The organism is Micromonospora sp. NPDC050187 (assembly GCF_044459745.1).
In the GTDB taxonomy this organism is placed as follows: domain Bacteria; phylum Actinomycetota; class Actinomycetes; order Mycobacteriales; family Micromonosporaceae; genus Micromonospora.
In genome coordinates, this window is the sequence record NZ_JBITJH010000001.1 from 358,227 (window position 1) to 374,537 (window position 16,311).

General features: G+C 74.9%; 15 protein-coding genes and 3 tRNA genes. 9 read left to right on the plus strand and 9 right to left on the minus strand.

The window, feature by feature from the left end:
• Positions 1 to 26: 26 nt before the first annotated feature.
• The 3 genes from ACIBJE_RS01610 to bioB form a co-directional block, all read right to left on the minus strand.
• Positions 27 to 986, minus strand: a complete 960-nt coding sequence (locus tag ACIBJE_RS01610) for an endonuclease domain-containing protein (protein WP_396741638.1) — start codon at positions 984 to 986, stop codon at positions 27 to 29.
• Positions 987 to 1,246: 260 nt separating this feature from the next.
• Positions 1,247 to 1,483, minus strand: coding sequence for a hypothetical protein (locus ACIBJE_RS01615; RefSeq protein WP_396741640.1), 237 nt, complete (start codon positions 1,481 to 1,483; stop codon positions 1,247 to 1,249).
• A complete protein-coding gene (gene bioB / locus ACIBJE_RS01620; protein WP_396741641.1) occupies positions 1,480 to 2,475 on the minus strand; it encodes a biotin synthase BioB in 996 nt (331 codons plus the stop codon). Before bioB ends, ACIBJE_RS01615 begins: the two co-directional genes overlap by 4 nt.
• A 212-nt stretch (positions 2,476 to 2,687) precedes the next feature.
• On the opposite strand from bioB, the gene ACIBJE_RS01625 reads away from it, so the two are divergent.
• Genes ACIBJE_RS01625 through ACIBJE_RS01640 form a run of 4 tightly spaced genes read left to right on the plus strand, consistent with a single transcriptional unit; the run spans position 2,688 to position 7,058 of the window.
• A complete protein-coding gene (locus ACIBJE_RS01625; RefSeq protein ID WP_396741643.1) occupies positions 2,688 to 3,860 on the plus strand; it encodes an 8-amino-7-oxononanoate synthase in 1,173 nt (390 codons plus the stop codon).
• 20 nt (positions 3,861 to 3,880) lie between these two features.
• Positions 3,881 to 4,582, plus strand: coding sequence for a dethiobiotin synthase (gene bioD, locus ACIBJE_RS01630; protein WP_088985202.1), 702 nt, complete (start codon positions 3,881 to 3,883; stop codon positions 4,580 to 4,582).
• A 56-nt stretch (positions 4,583 to 4,638) separates the two neighbouring features.
• Complete coding sequence (locus tag ACIBJE_RS01635) at positions 4,639 to 6,402, plus strand: histidine kinase (protein ID WP_396741645.1); 1,764 nt, start codon at positions 4,639 to 4,641, stop codon at positions 6,400 to 6,402.
• Entirely contained in the window at positions 6,399 to 7,058 is a 660-nt protein-coding gene (locus ACIBJE_RS01640; protein ID WP_396741647.1) for a response regulator, read from the plus strand. The genes ACIBJE_RS01635 and ACIBJE_RS01640 overlap by 4 nt, the downstream gene beginning before the upstream one ends.
• 85 nt (positions 7,059 to 7,143) lie before the next feature.
• Here the strand turns inward: ACIBJE_RS01640 and ACIBJE_RS01645 are convergent, their stop codons facing one another.
• The 3 genes from ACIBJE_RS01645 to ACIBJE_RS01655 form a co-directional block, all read right to left on the minus strand.
• The gene (locus ACIBJE_RS01645; RefSeq protein WP_396741649.1) at positions 7,144 to 8,250 is read right to left on the minus strand and encodes an alpha/beta hydrolase family protein; all 1,107 of its coding nucleotides are present in this window, start codon (positions 8,248 to 8,250) and stop codon (positions 7,144 to 7,146) included.
• Between the two features lie 69 nt (positions 8,251 to 8,319).
• Positions 8,320 to 9,504 (minus strand): cytochrome P450, encoded by a 1,185-nt coding sequence (locus ACIBJE_RS01650; protein ID WP_396741651.1) that lies wholly within the window; start codon positions 9,502 to 9,504, stop codon positions 8,320 to 8,322.
• Between the two features lies 1 nt (position 9,505).
• Entirely contained in the window at positions 9,506 to 10,177 is a 672-nt protein-coding gene (locus ACIBJE_RS01655; RefSeq protein ID WP_396741652.1) for a class I SAM-dependent methyltransferase, read from the minus strand.
• A gap of 139 nt (positions 10,178 to 10,316) precedes the next feature.
• Here ACIBJE_RS01655 and ACIBJE_RS01660 point away from each other — a divergent pair, with 139 nt between their 5' ends.
• A complete protein-coding gene (locus tag ACIBJE_RS01660; protein WP_396741654.1) occupies positions 10,317 to 11,507 on the plus strand; it encodes an alkane 1-monooxygenase in 1,191 nt (396 codons plus the stop codon).
• A 37-nt stretch (positions 11,508 to 11,544) separates the two neighbouring features.
• On the opposite strand, the gene ACIBJE_RS01665 is transcribed toward ACIBJE_RS01660, so the two are convergent.
• Entirely contained in the window at positions 11,545 to 12,126 is a 582-nt protein-coding gene (locus ACIBJE_RS01665) for a TIGR03086 family metal-binding protein (protein WP_396741656.1), read from the minus strand.
• A gap of 162 nt (positions 12,127 to 12,288) precedes the next feature.
• Positions 12,289 to 12,891: a TetR/AcrR family transcriptional regulator gene (locus ACIBJE_RS01670; protein WP_396741658.1), complete on the minus strand. Its 603-nt coding sequence runs from the start codon at positions 12,889 to 12,891 to the stop codon at positions 12,289 to 12,291.
• A gap of 349 nt (positions 12,892 to 13,240) precedes the next feature.
• Here ACIBJE_RS01670 and ACIBJE_RS01675 point away from each other — a divergent pair.
• The 3 genes from ACIBJE_RS01675 (at position 13,241) to ACIBJE_RS01685 (ending at position 13,507) form a co-directional block, all read left to right on the plus strand.
• A tRNA-Gly gene (locus ACIBJE_RS01675) sits at positions 13,241 to 13,313 on the plus strand.
• Positions 13,314 to 13,348: 35 nt separating this feature from the next.
• Positions 13,349 to 13,419 (plus strand) — tRNA-Cys (locus tag ACIBJE_RS01680).
• A gap of 13 nt (positions 13,420 to 13,432) precedes the next feature.
• Positions 13,433 to 13,507: transfer RNA gene (locus ACIBJE_RS01685), tRNA-Val, on the plus strand.
• A gap of 116 nt (positions 13,508 to 13,623) precedes the next feature.
• On the opposite strand, the gene ACIBJE_RS01690 is transcribed toward ACIBJE_RS01685, so the two are convergent.
• Positions 13,624 to 13,998 (minus strand): hypothetical protein, encoded by a 375-nt coding sequence (locus tag ACIBJE_RS01690; RefSeq protein WP_396741660.1) that lies wholly within the window; start codon positions 13,996 to 13,998, stop codon positions 13,624 to 13,626.
• 150 nt (positions 13,999 to 14,148) lie between these two features.
• Between ACIBJE_RS01690 and ACIBJE_RS01695 the strand changes: the two genes are divergently transcribed.
• Complete coding sequence (locus ACIBJE_RS01695) at positions 14,149 to 16,230, plus strand: hypothetical protein (RefSeq protein WP_396741661.1); 2,082 nt, start codon at positions 14,149 to 14,151, stop codon at positions 16,228 to 16,230.
• The last annotated feature ends 81 nt before the right edge of the window (positions 16,231 to 16,311 follow it).

The following is a 16,311-nucleotide window of genomic DNA, read 5'->3' on the forward strand; positions in this document are numbered from 1 at the left end:
AAGCCGGCCGAGGGTCCGTCGACGGCCTACGCGGCGGGGCGCCAGCCGGCGGCGGTCAGGGCCCGGCGGAGGTCGGCGGCGACCTCCGCCGGGCGGGTGCGGACCAGCCAGGCGGGGAAGCGCAGGATCCGGTCACCCGCCGTCCAGACGTCGTTCTGCCGTCGCATGTCGGCCGCCCACTGGCGTACGTCCATGTGGTGCGCGCCGTCGATCTCCACGTGCAGCCGGTACGCCTGCCAGTACGCGTCCAGCCACCGGGTCCGCCCCGCCGGGTCGGTGCGCCGTTGCTGGAGATCCGGCCGGGGCAGCCCGTACCGACGGCAGAGACGGACGAAGTCGATCTCCGAGAGCGCTTCTGCGCCACCGGCCACGTCCTCGATCGTCTGCCGGATGAGCTGCCGACGGGGAGTCCGGGGCAGGACGGTCACCACACTCCTCAGCTCCTCGGGCAGCACCCGGCGCTGCTGGCAACCGGCGGCCAGCACCTCCTGCGCCTGGGCCTCGTCGCGTGCCCAGCCGGCCGCGTCCACCAGGGCCCGGGCGGTGGTGGTGCGGGGCGGCCGGCCGACCTGGAGGTGCTCCGCCGGGAGCACGGAGGTGCGGTGCACGCGTACGGCCGCCATGTCGATCGGCAGCCGGCGCAGCACCGTCCGGGCCGCGCGTCGTTCGGCCGGGACCAGCACATGCAGTGGTTCCCGGGGCAGCCCGCGGACGCCCGCCTCGGTGGCCGCAGTGGTCCCGGCCAGCACGGCACCCGCCCCGGCGACCAGCACCGCCACCCAGAGCTGCTGGTCCCGGGTCAGCCGACCGTTGCCGGTCAGCAGGACGCCCCGACAGATCGACCGCCAGCGTCCGGTGCGGATCCGGCTGCGGACCAGGCCCTCGGCCAGCAGACCGGTCGCCTGCGCGGTGGTGAGGATTCCGGACTGCTCGAACGCCAGCCAGTCCAGCGTCGCGGCATCTTCGCGGGGAAGGTCGGCAAACATCCCACCGAGTCTGGCCCGGTTCCCACCGACCACGCCGCCAGATCTTGGACAGTTACCGTCCTCATCGGACGGTAACTGTCCAAGATTCGCGGCGGCGAGTGGCGCGGTGGCGAGCGGCGGCGAGTGGCGTGGTGGCGAGCGGGCGCGGCGGCGATCCGCGAGCGGCAGGCGGTGGCGGGTGGAGTGGGTGGCGCGGGTGAGGGATGACGGGGGCGGTGGGTGGTATGGGGAGAAGCGGTGGGAGAGGGCGGGTCTGCCGGTTATCCGGTTCCATTCCCGATGGCGCCGTGTTCGACGCAGGTCGCCCGCCAGCCGGTCGGCAGCACCTGCACCTTCATCCGGCGCCGGCAGGAGGGGCAGTATCGGGGCGGCTCGAGCGTCCGGGCGGTCCGGCACGCCTCGTGCGCCCCCGCCCCGACCGGCTCACCGCACCGGTCGCACCACACGCTGTCCGGCGTCGTGCCGTTGTCCACGGACACCGCTCCGTCCGCCGTCACAGCGTCGCGGAGAGCGCCTTGACCGGCATCTTCAGGTCCTCGAGCAGCTTCAGGTCGTCGGTCGCCGGACGTCCCAGGGTGGTCAGGTAGTTGCCGACGATCACCGCGTTGATGCCGCCGAGCAGACCGTCCCGGGTGCCCAGGTCGCCGAGGGTGAGTTCACGTCCGCCGGCGTACCGGAGGATGGTGCGCGGCATGGCCAGCCGGAACGCGGCGATGGCCCGCAGCGCGTCCTTGCCCTCGACCACCGGTCGGTCGCCCAGTGGCGTGCCGGGGCGGGGGTTGAGGAAGTTCAGCGGGACCTCGTGCGGGTCCAGTTCGGCGAGCTGCGCGGCGAACTCGGCCCGCTGCTCGACGGTCTCGCCGAGGCCGAGGATGCCGCCGCAGCAGACCTCCATGCCGGACTCGCGGACCATCCGCAGGGTCTCCCAGCGCTCCTCCCAGGAGTGCGTGGTGACCACGTTCGGGAAGTAGGAGCGGCAGGTCTCCAGATTGTGGTTGTACCGGTGCACACCCATGTCGACCAGCTCGTCGACCTGTTCCTGGGTGAGCATGCCCAGCGACGCGGCGACCTGGATGTCGACGGCCGCCCGGATCGCGGCCACACCCTCGCGCATCTGCTTCATCAGCTTCGCGTCCGGGCCGCGTACGGCGGCGACGATGCAGAACTCGGTCGCCCCGGTGGCCGCGGTCTGCTTCGCCGCCTCGACCAGCGACGGGATGTCCAGCCAGACCGAGCGGACCGGCGAGGCGAAGAGACCGGACTGGGAGCAGAAGTGGCAGTCCTCCGGGCAGCCGCCGGTCTTGAGCGAGACGATGCCCTCCACCTCGACCTCCGGGCCGCACCAGCGCATCCGCACCTCGTGGGCGAGCTGGAGCGCTGCGGTCAGGTGCTCGTCGGGCAGGTTCAGCACGGCGAGGACACCGGCCTCGTCGAGGCCGACGCCGTTCTCCAGCACCTGGGTCCGAGCCTGGTCGAGGATCTCTGGCATGGCTCGTACCCTACAAGGCCGCGAGGGCGGGACGTGTGCCTGCTTCTCCCGGCTCCAGCCGCCCCCGAGCCGCCCCCGGCGGGGCCCCGGGAGGCGCTCCGGCGGGGGCCGAGCCGCGCCACGCCGGTGACTCGGGTCCGGATGGTAACTTCGCCCGGCGGAAGGGTCGCCGGGCGCGGCGGCGAGGTCGGGCGGCGAGCAGGGGAGTGACGGTGGCGGATTGGCTGGCGGCGCTCGAACGCCGTGCCGAGCTGCGGGCGAAGGCCGGGCTGACCCGGCGTCTGCGACCCCGGGGCGCGGACGACACCGTGGTCGACCTGGCCGGCAACGACTACCTCGGGCTCGCCACCCACCCCGAGGTCACCGCCGCCGCAGCGGCCGCCCTGCGGGCGTACGGGCTCGGCGCGACCGGCTCCCGGCTGGTGCGCGGCTCCACCGACGTGCACCACGACCTGGAGGACGCCCTCGCCGACTGGCTCGGCGCGGAACGGGCGCTGGTCTTCTCCTCCGGCTACCTGGCGAACCTCGGCGCGCTGCGGGCCCTCGTGCAGCCCCGTACCCTGCTCGTCTCGGACGCGCACAACCACGCCTCCCTGATCGACGGTTGCCGCATCTCCGGGGCGGAGACCGTGGTCACCCCGCATGCCGACGTGGCCGCCGTGCAGGCCGCGCTCGCCGCCGCCCCCGGCCGGCCGGCGGTGGTGGTCACCGAGTCGGTCTTCTCCGTCGACGGGGACCTCGCCCCGCTCGCCCGGCTGCACGAGGTGGCCCGCCGGTTCGGCGCGCTGCTGCTCGTCGACGACGCGCACGCGCTCGGGGTGACCGGACCGGCCGGTGCCGGCGCAGTGGTCGCCGCCGGGCTCGCCGGAGCGCCGGACGTGGTGGTGACCGCGACCCTCTCGAAGTCCCTCGGTGGTGTGGGTGGGGTGGTGGCCGGTCCCGCCCCGTTCGTCCGGCACCTGGTGGAGACCGGCCGGACCTTCATCTTCGACACCGCGCTCCCGCCGGCGGTGGCCGCCGGGGTGCGGGCCGCCGTCGGCCTGGCCCGCTCCCGGGACGACCTGCGCGCCGAACTCGCCGACCGGGCCGCCCTGACGGTACGCCGGCTGCGTGCCGCCGGCCTGACCGTCTCCACGCCCACCGCCGGGGTGGTGTCGGTGACCGCACCGGGCGCGGAGGCCGCCACGGGCTGGGCCGAGGCGTGCCGGGACCGGGGGGTGGCGGTCGGTTGCTTCCGTCCGCCCTCCACCCCCGATCCCCGGTCCCGGCTGCGGCTGACCCTCAACGCGGGGGTGCCCCGGGGCGACTTCGCGCGAGCGCTGGACGTCGTCGTGGAGTGCGCGCCCGAGGGGGCGCGGGGGCTGCGGGACGGGGTGGCCGCGTGACCGCCCCGTGGCAGGGGACGGTGCTGGTCACCGGCACCGACACCGGGGTCGGCAAGACGGTGGTGACCGCGGCCGTGACCGCCGCCGCGCAGGCCGCCGGGCTGCGGGTCGCGGTGGTCAAGCCCGGTCAGACCGGTACGGCCACCGGTGAGCCCTCCGACGTCGACAGCGTGACCCGGCTGGCCGCCCCGCTGACCGGCCGGACGCTGGCCAGCTTCCCCGATCCGCTCGCCCCGCTGACCGCCGCCCGGGTGGCGGAACTGGAACCGCTGGAGCTGTACACCGTCGTCGACGCGGTCCGCGAGGAGGCGGACAAGCACGACCTGGTGCTCGTCGAGGGGGCCGGTGGGCTGCTCGTCCCGATGGGGCTGCGCCCCTCCGGCGAGGCGTGGACCGTCGCCGACCTGGCCGTGGCGCTCGGCGCGCCGGCGGTGGTGGTGGCCCGGGCCGGGCTGGGCACCCTGAACCACACCGCGCTCACCCTGGAGGCGCTGGACCGCCGGGCGGTGCCGGCCGGGGTGGTGATCGGCGCCTGGCCGGCCGAGCCGGAGCTGGTGCACTGGGCGAACCTCGGCGAGCTGGTGCCGAAGCTGCTCGGGGCGCTGCCGACCGGGGCCGGGGCGATGGATCCGGGGGTGTTCCGCCGGTCCGCCCCGGGCTGGCTCACCCCGGCCCTGTACGGGGTGCTCGACGACTGGCGCGCCTGGGCCGAGGAGATCTGACCCCACCCACTTTCGGCAGTGTCGACCGGTCCCACCGGTGGGTAGCCTCCGAGGGCGTGCGGATATTCGGACGGCGGATCGACGGTGGCCGGCGGCGGCTGGGGGACGGGCTCCTCGGCGTGCTGCTCGCCGCGCCGATCACGTACCCCCGGTTGACCCCGCCGTACTCCGGACAGAGCGCGTTGCTGCTGGTCGGCGCACTGCTGCTGCTCGGCACGGCGGTGGTGCTGGCCTGGCGGCGACCCCTGCCGGCGCTGGTGCTGGTGGTGCTCGGCTCGGCCGTCGACGGGAACTTCGTCTTCGCCCTGCCGGTGTTCAGCTACCTGGTCGGCCGGCGCGAGGCCCGGGCCGCCCCCGCCGCAGTGGTCTTCGCGGTGCTCGCAGCCGGGGGGACCCTGCTCAATGTGGGGCTGCTCGGTACCCGGCCGCGCACCTGGTTCCTGCTCGTCACCGTGCTGATCTTCGCCGGGGTGTTCCCGTGGCTGGTCGGCCGGTACCTCCGTCAGCAGCACGCGCTGCTGCTGGCCGGCTGGGAACACGCCGAGTCGGTGCGCCGGGAGCAGCGCGGCGCGGACGAGCGGGTCCGGCTGCGCGAGCGGGCCCGGATCGCCCGGGACATGCACGACTCGCTCGGTCACGACCTGAGCCTGATCGCCCTGCGGGCCGGTGCCCTGGAGTTGGCTGCCGACCTCGACGACAGGCACCGGGCGGCCGTGGGCGAGCTGCGGGCCAGCGTGACCGCCGCCACCGCCCGGCTCGGCGAGATCGTCCGGGTGCTCCGTACGGACGCGGGACCGTCCCCGCTGGATCCCGTCGACGACGTGGCCGCGCTGGTGGCCGGGGCGCGGGCGGCGGGGATGGTGGTCGCGTTGCGCGGCGACCCGACCGACGCCGACCTGCCCGCGCTGACCGGGGTGGCGCTGCGCGGACTGGTCCGGGAGGCGCTCACCAACGCCGCCCGGTACGCTCCCGGCACCCCGGTCACCGTGTCGGTACACCGCGACGGTGACGACGTCGAGGTGTCGGTGCGCAACGCCCCGCCGCCGGTGCCGCCGCCGGCCTCGGTGTCGGCCGGCACCGGGCTGCTGGCGCTGCGCGAGCGGGTCCGGCTCGCCGGGGGCACCCTCGACGCCGGTCCCCTCGACGCCGGTCCCCGCGACGCCGGTCCCCTCGACGCCGGTCCCCGCGACGGCGGGTTCGTGGTGGCGGCTCGCCTTCCCGCTGCCCCGGCCGTCACCGGAGCGACCACGGCACCGGAGCCGGCCACCGCACCCCCGGGCGGGGCGACCGCGCCGGAGTCGGCCACCGTGCTCCCCGACGGGGCCGCCGCGCCGGAGCCGCCCACCCTGCTCCCCGACGGGGCCGCCGCGCCGGAGCCGGCCGCCGCACTCTCACGCGGGCAGGGCACGCCACCGGATTGGACCGTGCCGCCGGGCGGCGCCGCGACGGCACCGGCGTCGGTCCCGCCCCCGGGCGGGGGAGCTGCGCTGCCGGGACGGCTCGGCGACGCCCGGCGGCGGGTGCGCCGCAGCCTGCTCGTCGCGGTCGGGGCGCCGGTCGCCCTGGCCGGGTTGCTCGCGCTGGTCTACCACCCGTTCGTCACCGCCGACGCGGTGCTGGAGCCGGGAGCGTACGAGCGGATGCGGCCCGGTCAGCTCCGTTCCGAACTGACCGGTCTGCCCCGCCGGCAGGTCGAGGGCCCCGCCGACGCGCCGACCGGCTGCGAGTACTACACCGACGGGAACTTCCCGCTGGCCCAACCGGCCTACCGGCTCTGCTTCGCGCAGGACCGGCTGGTCGAGAAGGAACGAGTGCCGTGACCATCTCCGTACTGCTCGCCGACGACGAGGCGATGATCCGGGCCGGGGTCCGGGCCATCCTCGCCACCGACCCGGGAATCGAGGTGGTCGCCGAGGCCGCCGACGGCCGGGCCGCCGTGGAACTGGCCCGCGCGCACCGGCCCCGGGTGGCGCTGCTGGACATCCGGATGCCCCGGCTGGACGGGCTGGCCGCCGCCGCCGAGATCCGCCGACTGGTGCCCGGCACGGCGGTGGCCGTGCTGACCACGTTCGGCGACGACGACCACGTCGCCCGGGCGCTCGGCGACGGGGCCACCGGCTTCCTGCTGAAGGCGGGCGATCCCCGGGAACTGCTGGCCGGGGTCCGGGCGGTGGCCGACGGCGGGGCGTACCTGTCGCCCCGGGTGGCCCGCCGGGTGATCGAGCTGAGCGGCGCGCGGATGGCCCGCCGGCCGGCGGCCCGGGACCGCGCGGCGGCGCTCACCGACCGGGAACGCGACGTGCTCGCCCTGGTGGGGGCGGGGCTGTCCAACGCCGAGATCGCCCGCCGGCTGCACCTGGTGGAGGGGACGGTCAAGGGCTACCTGTCCAGCGTGTTCATCCGGCTCGGGGTGCGCAACCGGGTGCAGGCGGCGATCCTCGCGTACGAGGCGGGACTGGTCGGATCCGACGACTGACTCCCGCTCCCGGCGTCAGCCGCCGGGGGGCGGGGCGTGGCCGAGCCGGTCCGCCGGGCGGTGCGCCCGCCCGGCGGACCCGGTCTCACCGGAAGGTCACCTCGGGGTACGCGGGGTCCGGGCCGTCGAGCAGCGGCGCGGGGCGGGCCCGCAGGTGCCGGTCGACGAAGGCCGCCACGTACTCCCGGGTGATCAGCATCTGCCGCTCCGCCGGGATCGCCCCCGGGTCCTGACCGAGCTGCGCGCCGAGCACCGGCCGGTCGGTGAAGGACATGTGCCCGCTGCCGGTCACCGTCAGCCAGCGTTTCCAGCCGCCCAGGTCGGGCCAGTCCCGCACCCAGCTGTGGTCCGCCGGCCGCTCGGCGCCGACCAGCATGACCGGCCGCACGGTGGGCCCGACCGGGGTGAACAGCGTCCCGTCCAGGTTGGCGGCGGCGTCCACCCGTACGTCGGTGACCAGCGTGCGGACCGCCGACGCGCCTCCGATGGAGTGACCGACCATGGCGACGCGCTGCCGGTCGACGAAGCCCCGCCAGACCGGTCGTGGCCCGGTGAGCCGGTCCAGCAGGAACGACACGTCGGCGGTCCGTCCCGCGATCACCTTCTGCGCGGTGCCGTCGCCCCACTCGTCGCAGGCCAGGCAGCCGACGACCCGGCCGTCGGGGAACTCGACGCCGTACGCCTCGTACGGGTGGTCGATGCCGGCGACCACGTACCCCCGGCTGGCCAGTTCCTCGGCGAGCCCGGTGAGCGACTCCCGGCTGAGCGAGAAGCCGGGGGAGAGCAGCACCAGCGGCCAGCCGTGCCGGTTCGGCCGCACCGGGGCGTCCCGGCGGGCGTGGGTGCGGACCGTGGTGAGCACGTCCGGCGGGAGCGGCAGTCCGGTGCCGGCGACGACGCGGGCGGAGACCGCCGCCGTGGTGTAGGGGGCGGGTGCGCCGGCCGGGGCCGCCGCCGGGTACCACATCGACACCATCAGCTCGCGGGACTGCTCCGGCTGCCACGGGTCGGGCCGGTCGTGGTCGGTCAGGTGCAGCCAGGTGGTGCCGACCGGGTGCGGGCCGGTCGGCGCGGGCAGGGTCAGCGCGGGAGCGGGCGTGGATCCGGCGGCGACCGCGCCGCCGGGTGCCAGCGTCGCCGTCAGGGCCAGGAGTACGGCGACCGCCCGGCCGCCGTGACGTAGGGTCATCATGACCGGACGTTAACGGCCGTGGACCTCGACTCCCCACTGTCGACCGACCCGGTCGACCACTGATCTTCGTCAGGGTCGACGGTCGGCCCGGCGTACCAGGAAGGTGTCCGGCATCCGGAAGGTCAGGTTGTCCGGGCACCACGGCGCACGGACCACCTCCACGCCGGTCAGCAGCTCCGCCGTGCGGGTCACCACCACGGCCGCCTCCATCCGCGCCAGGTGCGCCCCGACGCAGCGGTGCGCGCCCGCGCCGAACGCCAGGTGGCGGCGGGAGCCGCGCTGACCGGGGCGGAAGTGCCCCGGCTCGGCCACCACGGCCGGGTCCCGTCCGGCCCGGGCCAGCCAGAGCACCACGCTGGTGCCCCGCCGCACCGGCGTCCCGCCCAGCGTGGTGTCCGCCGTGGCGACCCGCCGCCAGGTGACGATCGGTGGCTCCAGCCGCAGTCCCTCCTCCACCACGTCGGCCACCGGCACCGCGCCGGCGCGGAGCCCGGCCAGCACCGCCGGTTCGCCGGTGAGCCGGTGCAGCAGCAGGGTGAGGAACTGGGAGGTGGTCTCCTGTCCCGCCACCAGCAGGAAGAACAGCGCGCCGACCACCACGTCCGGGGGATGGCCGGCGGCCCGCAACCGGGCGGTCAGCCCACCGCCGGTGGCGGCGAACTCCCGCAGCACCCGGTGGAAGCGGCCCACCTCGACGGCGAGGGCCTGCTGCCGGTCGGCGTCGAGCGGGGCCCAGAAGAGTTCCAGCGCGGCGCGGGCGAACTCCTTGACCGCGCCGACCGGGGCGTCCGGCAACTCGACCAGGCGGGCCAGCACCAGCAACGGCAGGTCGGCGGCGAGCCCGGCGTGGAGGTCCACGGCCGTCCCGGCGTCCAGTGCGGCGGTGAGCCGGCCGACCCGCTCGTCGACCAGCCCGGTCAGCCAGGGCTGCTGGGCGGCGACCCGCTCCGGGTGCAGCGCCTCGGCGACCAGCGCCCGGATCCCGGGGTGGCTCGGGCCGGAGTTGTTGGCCAGGGTCGGCGGCAGCCGGAACCGGTGACCGGCGAGGACCCGCAGCGCGGCGACCGGGATCGGGGTGACCGCGTCCAGCGCGTTGTCGGGTCGCCAGGTCACCGGGTCGGCGAGCACCTGCCGGACCAGGGCGTGCCGGGTCACCAGCAGGTGGGTGGCGCCGAGGTGGTCGGCGACGGGCACCGTGTCGGGGGCGTCGACGGCCAGCGCCGGGCCCCAGCCCCGGAACAGCACGTCGGACACGTCAACCGTCGGCACGGGGACGGCCGGGTCTGAGTTCCCAGACGGTGGTGTGCCGGACCCGGACGCTCTCCAGCGCCGGGGGCACCGGCACGTCGTAGGCGGCCAGTTCGGTGAACCGCTCGCGGGGGAGGAAGGCCCGGCCGGGATCGCCGACCAGCACCCGCGCCCCGGCCCGGGTGGCGCGGAGCAGGAAGCGCAGCATCCGGTTGGCCATCGCCGCGCTGTAGAAGACGTCCCCGGCGAGCACCACCTCGGCCGTCCCGGCGTCGGGGTCGTCGAGGACGTCGCCGAGTTCCGCGTCGACGCGTACCCCGTTGGCCTCGGCGTTGAGCGCGACGGCGGCGACCGCCCGCTCGTCGATTTCCACCGCGCGGACCGCGGCGGCCCCGGCGCGGACGGCGGCGACCGCGACCAGGCCGGAGCCGGAGGCGAGGTCGAGCACCCGCCGGCCGGCGACGGTCTCCGGGTGGTCGAGCACGTACCGGGCCAGGGCCTGACCGCCGGCCCAGGCGAAGGCCCAGAACGGCGGTGGCTGGGCGCTGCGGAACTCGCCCTCGGTCAGCTCCCAGAGCCCGATCGGTTCGTCGGCCTGGTGCAGTCGCACCTCGGGGACGAAGGCGACGGGGGCGAGCCGGGCGTGCAGCCGGACGAAGGCCGCGGAGATCTCGGACACCCGGTGAATTCTGCCCGGTGGGTGCCGCCGGGGTCGGTGCGGGCCACCGATAGATCCATCGATATTTGACAAAATCTGTCCTCTTGTAAAGAAGCGTGTCCCATGTCACAGTCGAGGTAGCCGCTGATCGGAGGTTGGCATGGCCGACGGCATCGCTCCGACCCCGCCGCCGGCCGCCTGGCGGGACCCGCGCCGCCCGCTCTGGCCGCTGGCCCTGCTGGTGCCGGGGCTGCCCTTCCTGAGCTGGCTGGTGTGGGACGCCACCGGCGGGTGGTGGGCCTGGTGGCTCGCCCCGCTGCTGGTCTTCGGTGCGATCCCGGTGGTGGACCTGCTCGTCGGGGACGACCACGACAACCCGCCGGAGGAGGCGGTGCCCCGGCTGTCCGGCGAGCGCTACTACCGCTGGTTGACCTTCCTCTACCTGCCCGCGCAGTACGCCGGACTGGTGCTGGGCTGCGCGGTCTGGGTCCGTGACGAGCCCGGTGCGGTGGCCGGAGCCGGGGTGGCCGTCACCCTCGGCATCGTCAACGGCATCGCCATCAACACCGCACACGAGCTGGGGCACAAGCGGGAGCGGACGGAACGCTGGCTCGCCAAGATCGCCCTGGCGCCCACCGGGTACGGGCACTTCCAGGTGGAGCACAACCGGGGGCATCACGTCCGGGTGGCCACTCCGCAGGATCCGGCCAGCGCCCGGCTGGGGGAGAGCTTCTGGGCGTTCTGGCCGCGTACCGTCGTCGGCAGCCTGCGCTCCGCCTGGCGTCTGGAGACCAATCGGTTCCGGCTGCGCGGACGCACCCCGTGGACGTGGCGCAACGAGGTGCTGCACGCCTGGGCCATGACGGTGCTCCTGGTGGCCGTCCTGGTGGTCGTCTTCGGCCCGGCGGTGCTCCTCCTGCTGGCGGCGCAGGCGGTGGTCGGGTTCTCGCTCCTGGAGGCGGTCAACTACCTGGAGCACTACGGGCTGGCCCGGCAGCGCACCGCCACCGGCCGCTACGAGAAGGTCGACCCCCGACACAGCTGGAACAGCGACCGTACGGTCACCAACGTCTTCCTCTTCCAGCTCCAGCGGCACAGCGACCACCACGCCAACCCGCTGCGCCGCTACCAGACGCTGCGCAGCTTCGACTCCGCCCCGCAACTGCCCGCCGGGTACGCGACCATGGTGGTCGCCGCCCTGGTGCCGCCGCTGTGGCGACGGGTGATGGACCACCGGGTGCTCGCCCACTACGGCGGCGAGCTGTCGCGGGCCAACGTGCACCCGCCGGCCCGCCGCCGACTCTCCGGGCCGCCGCCGGGGAGCGGCACGCCCCAGCCGTCGTCCCGGTGAGGCGCGGGCGGGCGACCGCCGTGGTGGGGAGCGCGGGTCAGCCTCCCGGCGTCCAGGCCGGATCGCGGCCGAACAGGGCGAGCATCCGGTCCTGCTCGTCGGCGTCGGCGGGCACGTCCACCCCGGGGCGGACCAGCTTGCCCGCCTGGTAGTCGGCGACCCGTCCGGTGAACCACCGGGCGCACTCGCGGACGGCGTCCCGGTCGAGCCGGGAGTCCGCGCCGATCGCCACGGCCAGGTCCCAGCCGTGCACCAGGTGTTCGGCGACGAGCTGGTGGAGGTACTCCCGGGCCGGCGTCGGCCCGGTCGAGAGGTGGACGGTCCGCTCCGTCGTCCCCGGGACGCTGGCGACCTGTTCGGCCTGCCGTGCTGCGTCCCGGGCCGCCTCGACCGGGTCGTCGCCGAGCTGGTCGCCGGTGAACCGGTCACCGACCGACTCGACGGTCGCGCCGTCCAGCAGGGGCACCGCCCACCGGTCCTCAGTGACCACGTGCGCGACCAGGGCGCGGACGTTCCACTCCGGGCAGGGCGTCGGTGCCGACCACTGCCCCGGGTCGACCCGACCGACCCGGTCGGTGAACTCCGCCAGGCTGCGCCGGTACGTCTCCAGCAGGTCCATGCCGCGATTGTCCCGTTCCGCTGTCCGGGCGGGGCGGTTTCCGCCTCAGCTGACCCGAGGGGGCACCCGGCCCGGATCCGGCCTGGCCGACCCGAGGGACCACCCGGCCCGGATCCGGCCTGGCCGGCCCGAGGGACCACCTGGCCCGGGGAACCCGGCGACTCAGTCGAGTTCGGCCGGGTCCAGGCCCAGCTCCCGCGCGGTGACCAGGCGGATCCAGTCGGCGAACTGGCGTCGGGTGATCACCCGGTGGTGCACGGCGAGTTGCACCGCGAGCCCGTCCATCACCGCGTTGATCCGCCAGGCCGCGCCGGCCGGGTCGGCGCACTCGAAGGTGCCGTCCTCGACGCCGGCCGCGATGACCGCGGCGAGATCCTGACGCCAGCGCAGGTCGAGGCGGCGGCAGACCTTCTCCAGCTCCGGCGTGCGTAGCGACTCGGACCAGCCGTCGATCCAGAGCGACCAGGAGGTGGAGCGCCCGGACGGTGTGTAGATCCGCAGGATCTTCTTGAGCTTGGCCAACGGGGTGGCGGAGGAGCGGACCACCGTGTCCAGGCGGGCCAGGTCCTGCTCGACCGCGTAGGCGAACGCCTGCTCCAGCAGGCGGTCCTTGGTGGCGAAGTGGTAGAAGACCAGCGCCTGACTGACTCCGGCCGCCTGTGCCACGTCGGCGGTGCGGGTGTTGGCCAGGCCACGTTCCACGATCACGTCACACGCCGTGCGCAGCAGGGCATCCAGGCGGATCTCAGCGGCACGTCTCGTCACGCGGCTACCGTAGCCCATCCGCCCGCTCACGGGGAGTTACCGCTCCGGCCTGCCGTCGAGGAGCTGCCGGAGGGGCTCGGCAGTCCGACGGTTCCCGGCCGGCACGGGCCCGCGCCGCGGACGCTGGAACGGCACTGCGGTCTCCGCGCGCCAGAGGCCATTCTGGCCAGGCTCCTAGGAAGCTCACCGGTGGTGACCTCGACCTCCTCCACTACCGTCCGGTGCCCGCCCGGCCTGCCACGGGAGCGCGTGCGGGGTGGGCGGAACGCACCGGATATCCCCCCGATTTGGCAAGCGTTCCCGTGCTCGGCTAAAGTTCTCATCCGTCACCGGGAAACGCCGGGGGCGTGCGGACGTAGCGCAGCTGGTAGCGCATCACCTTGCCAAGGTGAGGGTCGCGGGTTCGAATCCCGTCGTCCGCTCGGAGAGATGCCGCCACGTATGCGGGGGCAACCTCGGTGGAGTGGCCGAGAGGCGAGGCAACGGCCTGCAAAGCCGTGTACACGGGTTCAAATCCCGTCTCCACCTCGGCAGTAGACGAGGGCGATTGGCGCAGTGGGAGCGCGCTTCCTTGACACGGAAGAGGTCACTGGTTCAAACCCAGTATCGCCCACCAGTTGGATGAACAGGTTCGGCCCGTTACCGGAGATTCGGTAGCGGGCCGACTGCTGTGCGGGTCGCGGTGGGACTCTGCTTCTGCCCGGTCCGTGCTGCGGGACCCGCGCCGACGGATCAGCGGGTCACCCGGCCGGAACCCCCGCACGTCTCGCACATCGCGGGCGGGTTCTCCACGTCCGCGAAGCCGGTGCCGGTGAAGGTCAGGGTCCGTTCCCGCCGGTCGATCCACCCCCGGCCCTGGCAGGTGAGGCAGATGAGGGTGACCTCCTCCGGCACCACCGGACGCCGGGGCTCCCCGGGCCGGCGCAGCCAGCGGGCGGACCGGAGCCGCCAGCGTTCCGGCAGGGACGGCTTGTCCCGCCCCGGACGTGCGTCCACCCCGGCCGGTCCGGACGCCTTCCGCCCGGTCCGTCGCCGCCACCGGGAGAAGGCGGTCGAGACCCCGACCGCCAGCAGCAGCAGGAGGACGGCCACGACGGCACTGCCCATGATGGCTCCTCGGGCCGGTGACGGGGACCGGACAACTCTAGGCCCCGTACCGCCCGGTAGCGGACGGTGGTCTTCTCGATTCGGCAGGTGCCTGGTTAACTGCGAATTCGATCGTGGATCGTGCCAGTGTGGAAGGCGGCTCCCTGCCCCATGACCGAGATCGCGCACCGTGACAACCCGCTGCCCCGGCTCGCCGTGCCCGGTGAGCGGTTCGGCTGGATCTACCAGGACTCCAGCCTCTACCGACGGCGCTTCCCCGAGCCGCCGCCGGAGCCGGGGATCGTCCCGCCGGAGCTGGTCACCCGGGCCGCCACCGCCCGGCAACGGGCGATGCGCCGGATGGGGGTGGCCCTGGGGGTCGGTCTCGGGCTGGCGGTGCTGCTCGGTTGCTGCCAGCGGTTCGCCACCGCCCTCGGCGAGCCGGTCGGCGCGCTCGTGATGTTCCTGATGATCCTCTCGGCGTTCGGCGGCATCGGCGGGGCGGTGGTCGTCTGGCTGCTCAAGTACCAGGCCGAGCGGGACCTGGCCACCGCCCAGGAGCAGGTCCGCACCACGTACGAGCAGGCCAGGGCGGGGTGGGACGCGCGCTGCGCGGCCTTCGAGCACCAGCAGCAGCAGGCGTTGGCGCAGATGTACGAGTGGGGTGCGGCGACCCCGTCCCCGGGCACCCGCCGCATCGACGTGGTCGGCGGCACCAGCTACGGCTGGGAGGCGCTGCTGACCGTCTTCGGGGGGTCGTTGCTGAGCACCCGGGGGCCGATGACGCTGGTGGACTTCACCGGTGAGGCGCTCTGCGGCGAGCTGATGACCCTGGCCGAGCAGACCGGTCGGTCGGTGCGGGTCACCGGGTTCCCGTCCGGCCTGCGCGACCTGGACCTGCTCGCCGGCCTCTCCTCCCGGGAGCTGGTCGACCTGCTGGTCGAGTCGATGTACGGCGAGGGCGCCGGCGGTGACCGCGCCGACCGGCACCGGGACACGATGCTGCTGGGCGAGCTCTGCGAGGTGCTCGGGGAGGACGTGAGCATCGCGCGGCTGGTCGCCGGCCTGCGGGTGCTGACCGACCGGCCCGGCCAGCCGGCGCTCAGCGAGATCGAGTGCGCGCTGGTGGCGGGGCTGATGCCGGAGGAGGCCCGTCGGCAGGCCCACCAGCACGTGCGCCGGTTGGAGAGCTTCCTGCGTCCGCTGACGGGGTTGGGGCAGGCCGCCGGGGGGCCGCCCACGGCCGAGCTGTCCTGCCTGGTCGCCGACCGGGACGGCCGCAGCGCCCAGCACGAGTTGCTCAAGGACCTGCTGGTGCAGTGGTTGATCCGGCGGGTGAGCCGGGAGGCGATCAGCGGCGGGTCGATCGTGCTGGTCGGTGCGGACGACCTGCACCACCGGCAGATCGAGCGGCTGGGCTCGCTCTGCGAGCGGCGCGGCATCCGTCTGGTGCTCTTCTTCGCGCACCTCCGGGAGCAGTCGCTGCACGCCCTCGGGGGCGGCGAGGTGGCGTTCATGCGGCTGGGCAACCACCGGGAGGCGCAGCAGGCGGCGGAGTTCATCGGCCGGCAGCACCGGTTCGTGCTCAGCGGGCTGACCCGCACCCTGGGCGGGGACCAGACGCACACCCTGGCCAACTCCGAGGGCGGGTCGGAGACCGAGGGGGGCAGCGAGGGGTCCCGGGGCGAGGGGAAGTCGCTGATCAAGCAGCGGAGCCGCAACTGGAGCCGGAGCCGGACCTGGAGTCAGACGCAGTCGGTGGCGAGCGGGGCGAACTGGAGCGACGCCGCCGCCGCGCAGCGGGTGTACGAGTACGCCGTCGAGCCCCGGGTCTTGCAGGACCTGCCGGACTACGCCCTGCTCCTGGTGAAGGGGGAGGGGCGTGGCTCGGTGGTGCAGGCGGTGGAGTGCAATCCGGAGATCGTCACCCTGCCCCGGATGACGATGGACCCGTTGCCGGTGGTGCCGCCGCCCCCCGTTGGGGAGGCCGCGCAGCCGGTCTCCGGGGTGCCGGGTCAGGTCACGCTCTCGCAGCCGGCGCCGATCGTCGCGCAGCCGACCTCGCCGGAGCAGGCCGCCGCCGGTGTGCTGCCGGGCTGGGGTGCGGGCGGCCCGGTGCCGCATCAGCAGCCGGTGCCGCAGCCCGGCCCGCAGCCGGGGCGCACGGCGCCGCAGCCGCCGGGTCCGCCGCAGCCGCCCCGGCAGCGGCAGCAGCCGGAGCCGCCGCAGGGACCGGGGTGGGGCCAGGGCTGAGTCCGGTCGGGGATACCCGGTGTCGGGCTGATCTTGTGTTCGGGTAGAGTTCACCCCGTCACCGGGACACACCGGGGACGT

Excerpts from the sequence above, each read along its gene's own strand:
- ACIBJE_RS01690 (WP_396741660.1), bottom strand. The coding sequence starts at position 13,998 with ATGGGCAGTGCCGTCGTGGCCGTCCTCCTGCTGCTGCTGGCGGTCGGG.
- ACIBJE_RS01660 (WP_396741654.1), top strand. The coding sequence starts at position 10,317 with ATGGCCGACGGCATCGCTCCGACCCCGCCGCCGGCCGCCTGGCGGGAC.
- bioB (WP_396741641.1), bottom strand. The coding sequence starts at position 2,475 with ATGCCAGAGATCCTCGACCAGGCTCGGACCCAGGTGCTGGAGAACGGC.
- ACIBJE_RS01695 (WP_396741661.1), top strand. The coding sequence starts at position 14,149 with ATGACCGAGATCGCGCACCGTGACAACCCGCTGCCCCGGCTCGCCGTG.
- ACIBJE_RS01665 (WP_396741656.1), bottom strand. The coding sequence starts at position 12,126 with ATGGACCTGCTGGAGACGTACCGGCGCAGCCTGGCGGAGTTCACCGAC.
- ACIBJE_RS01610 (WP_396741638.1), bottom strand. The coding sequence starts at position 986 with ATGTTTGCCGACCTTCCCCGCGAAGATGCCGCGACGCTGGACTGGCTG.
- ACIBJE_RS01645 (WP_396741649.1), bottom strand. The coding sequence starts at position 8,250 with ATGATGACCCTACGTCACGGCGGCCGGGCGGTCGCCGTACTCCTGGCC.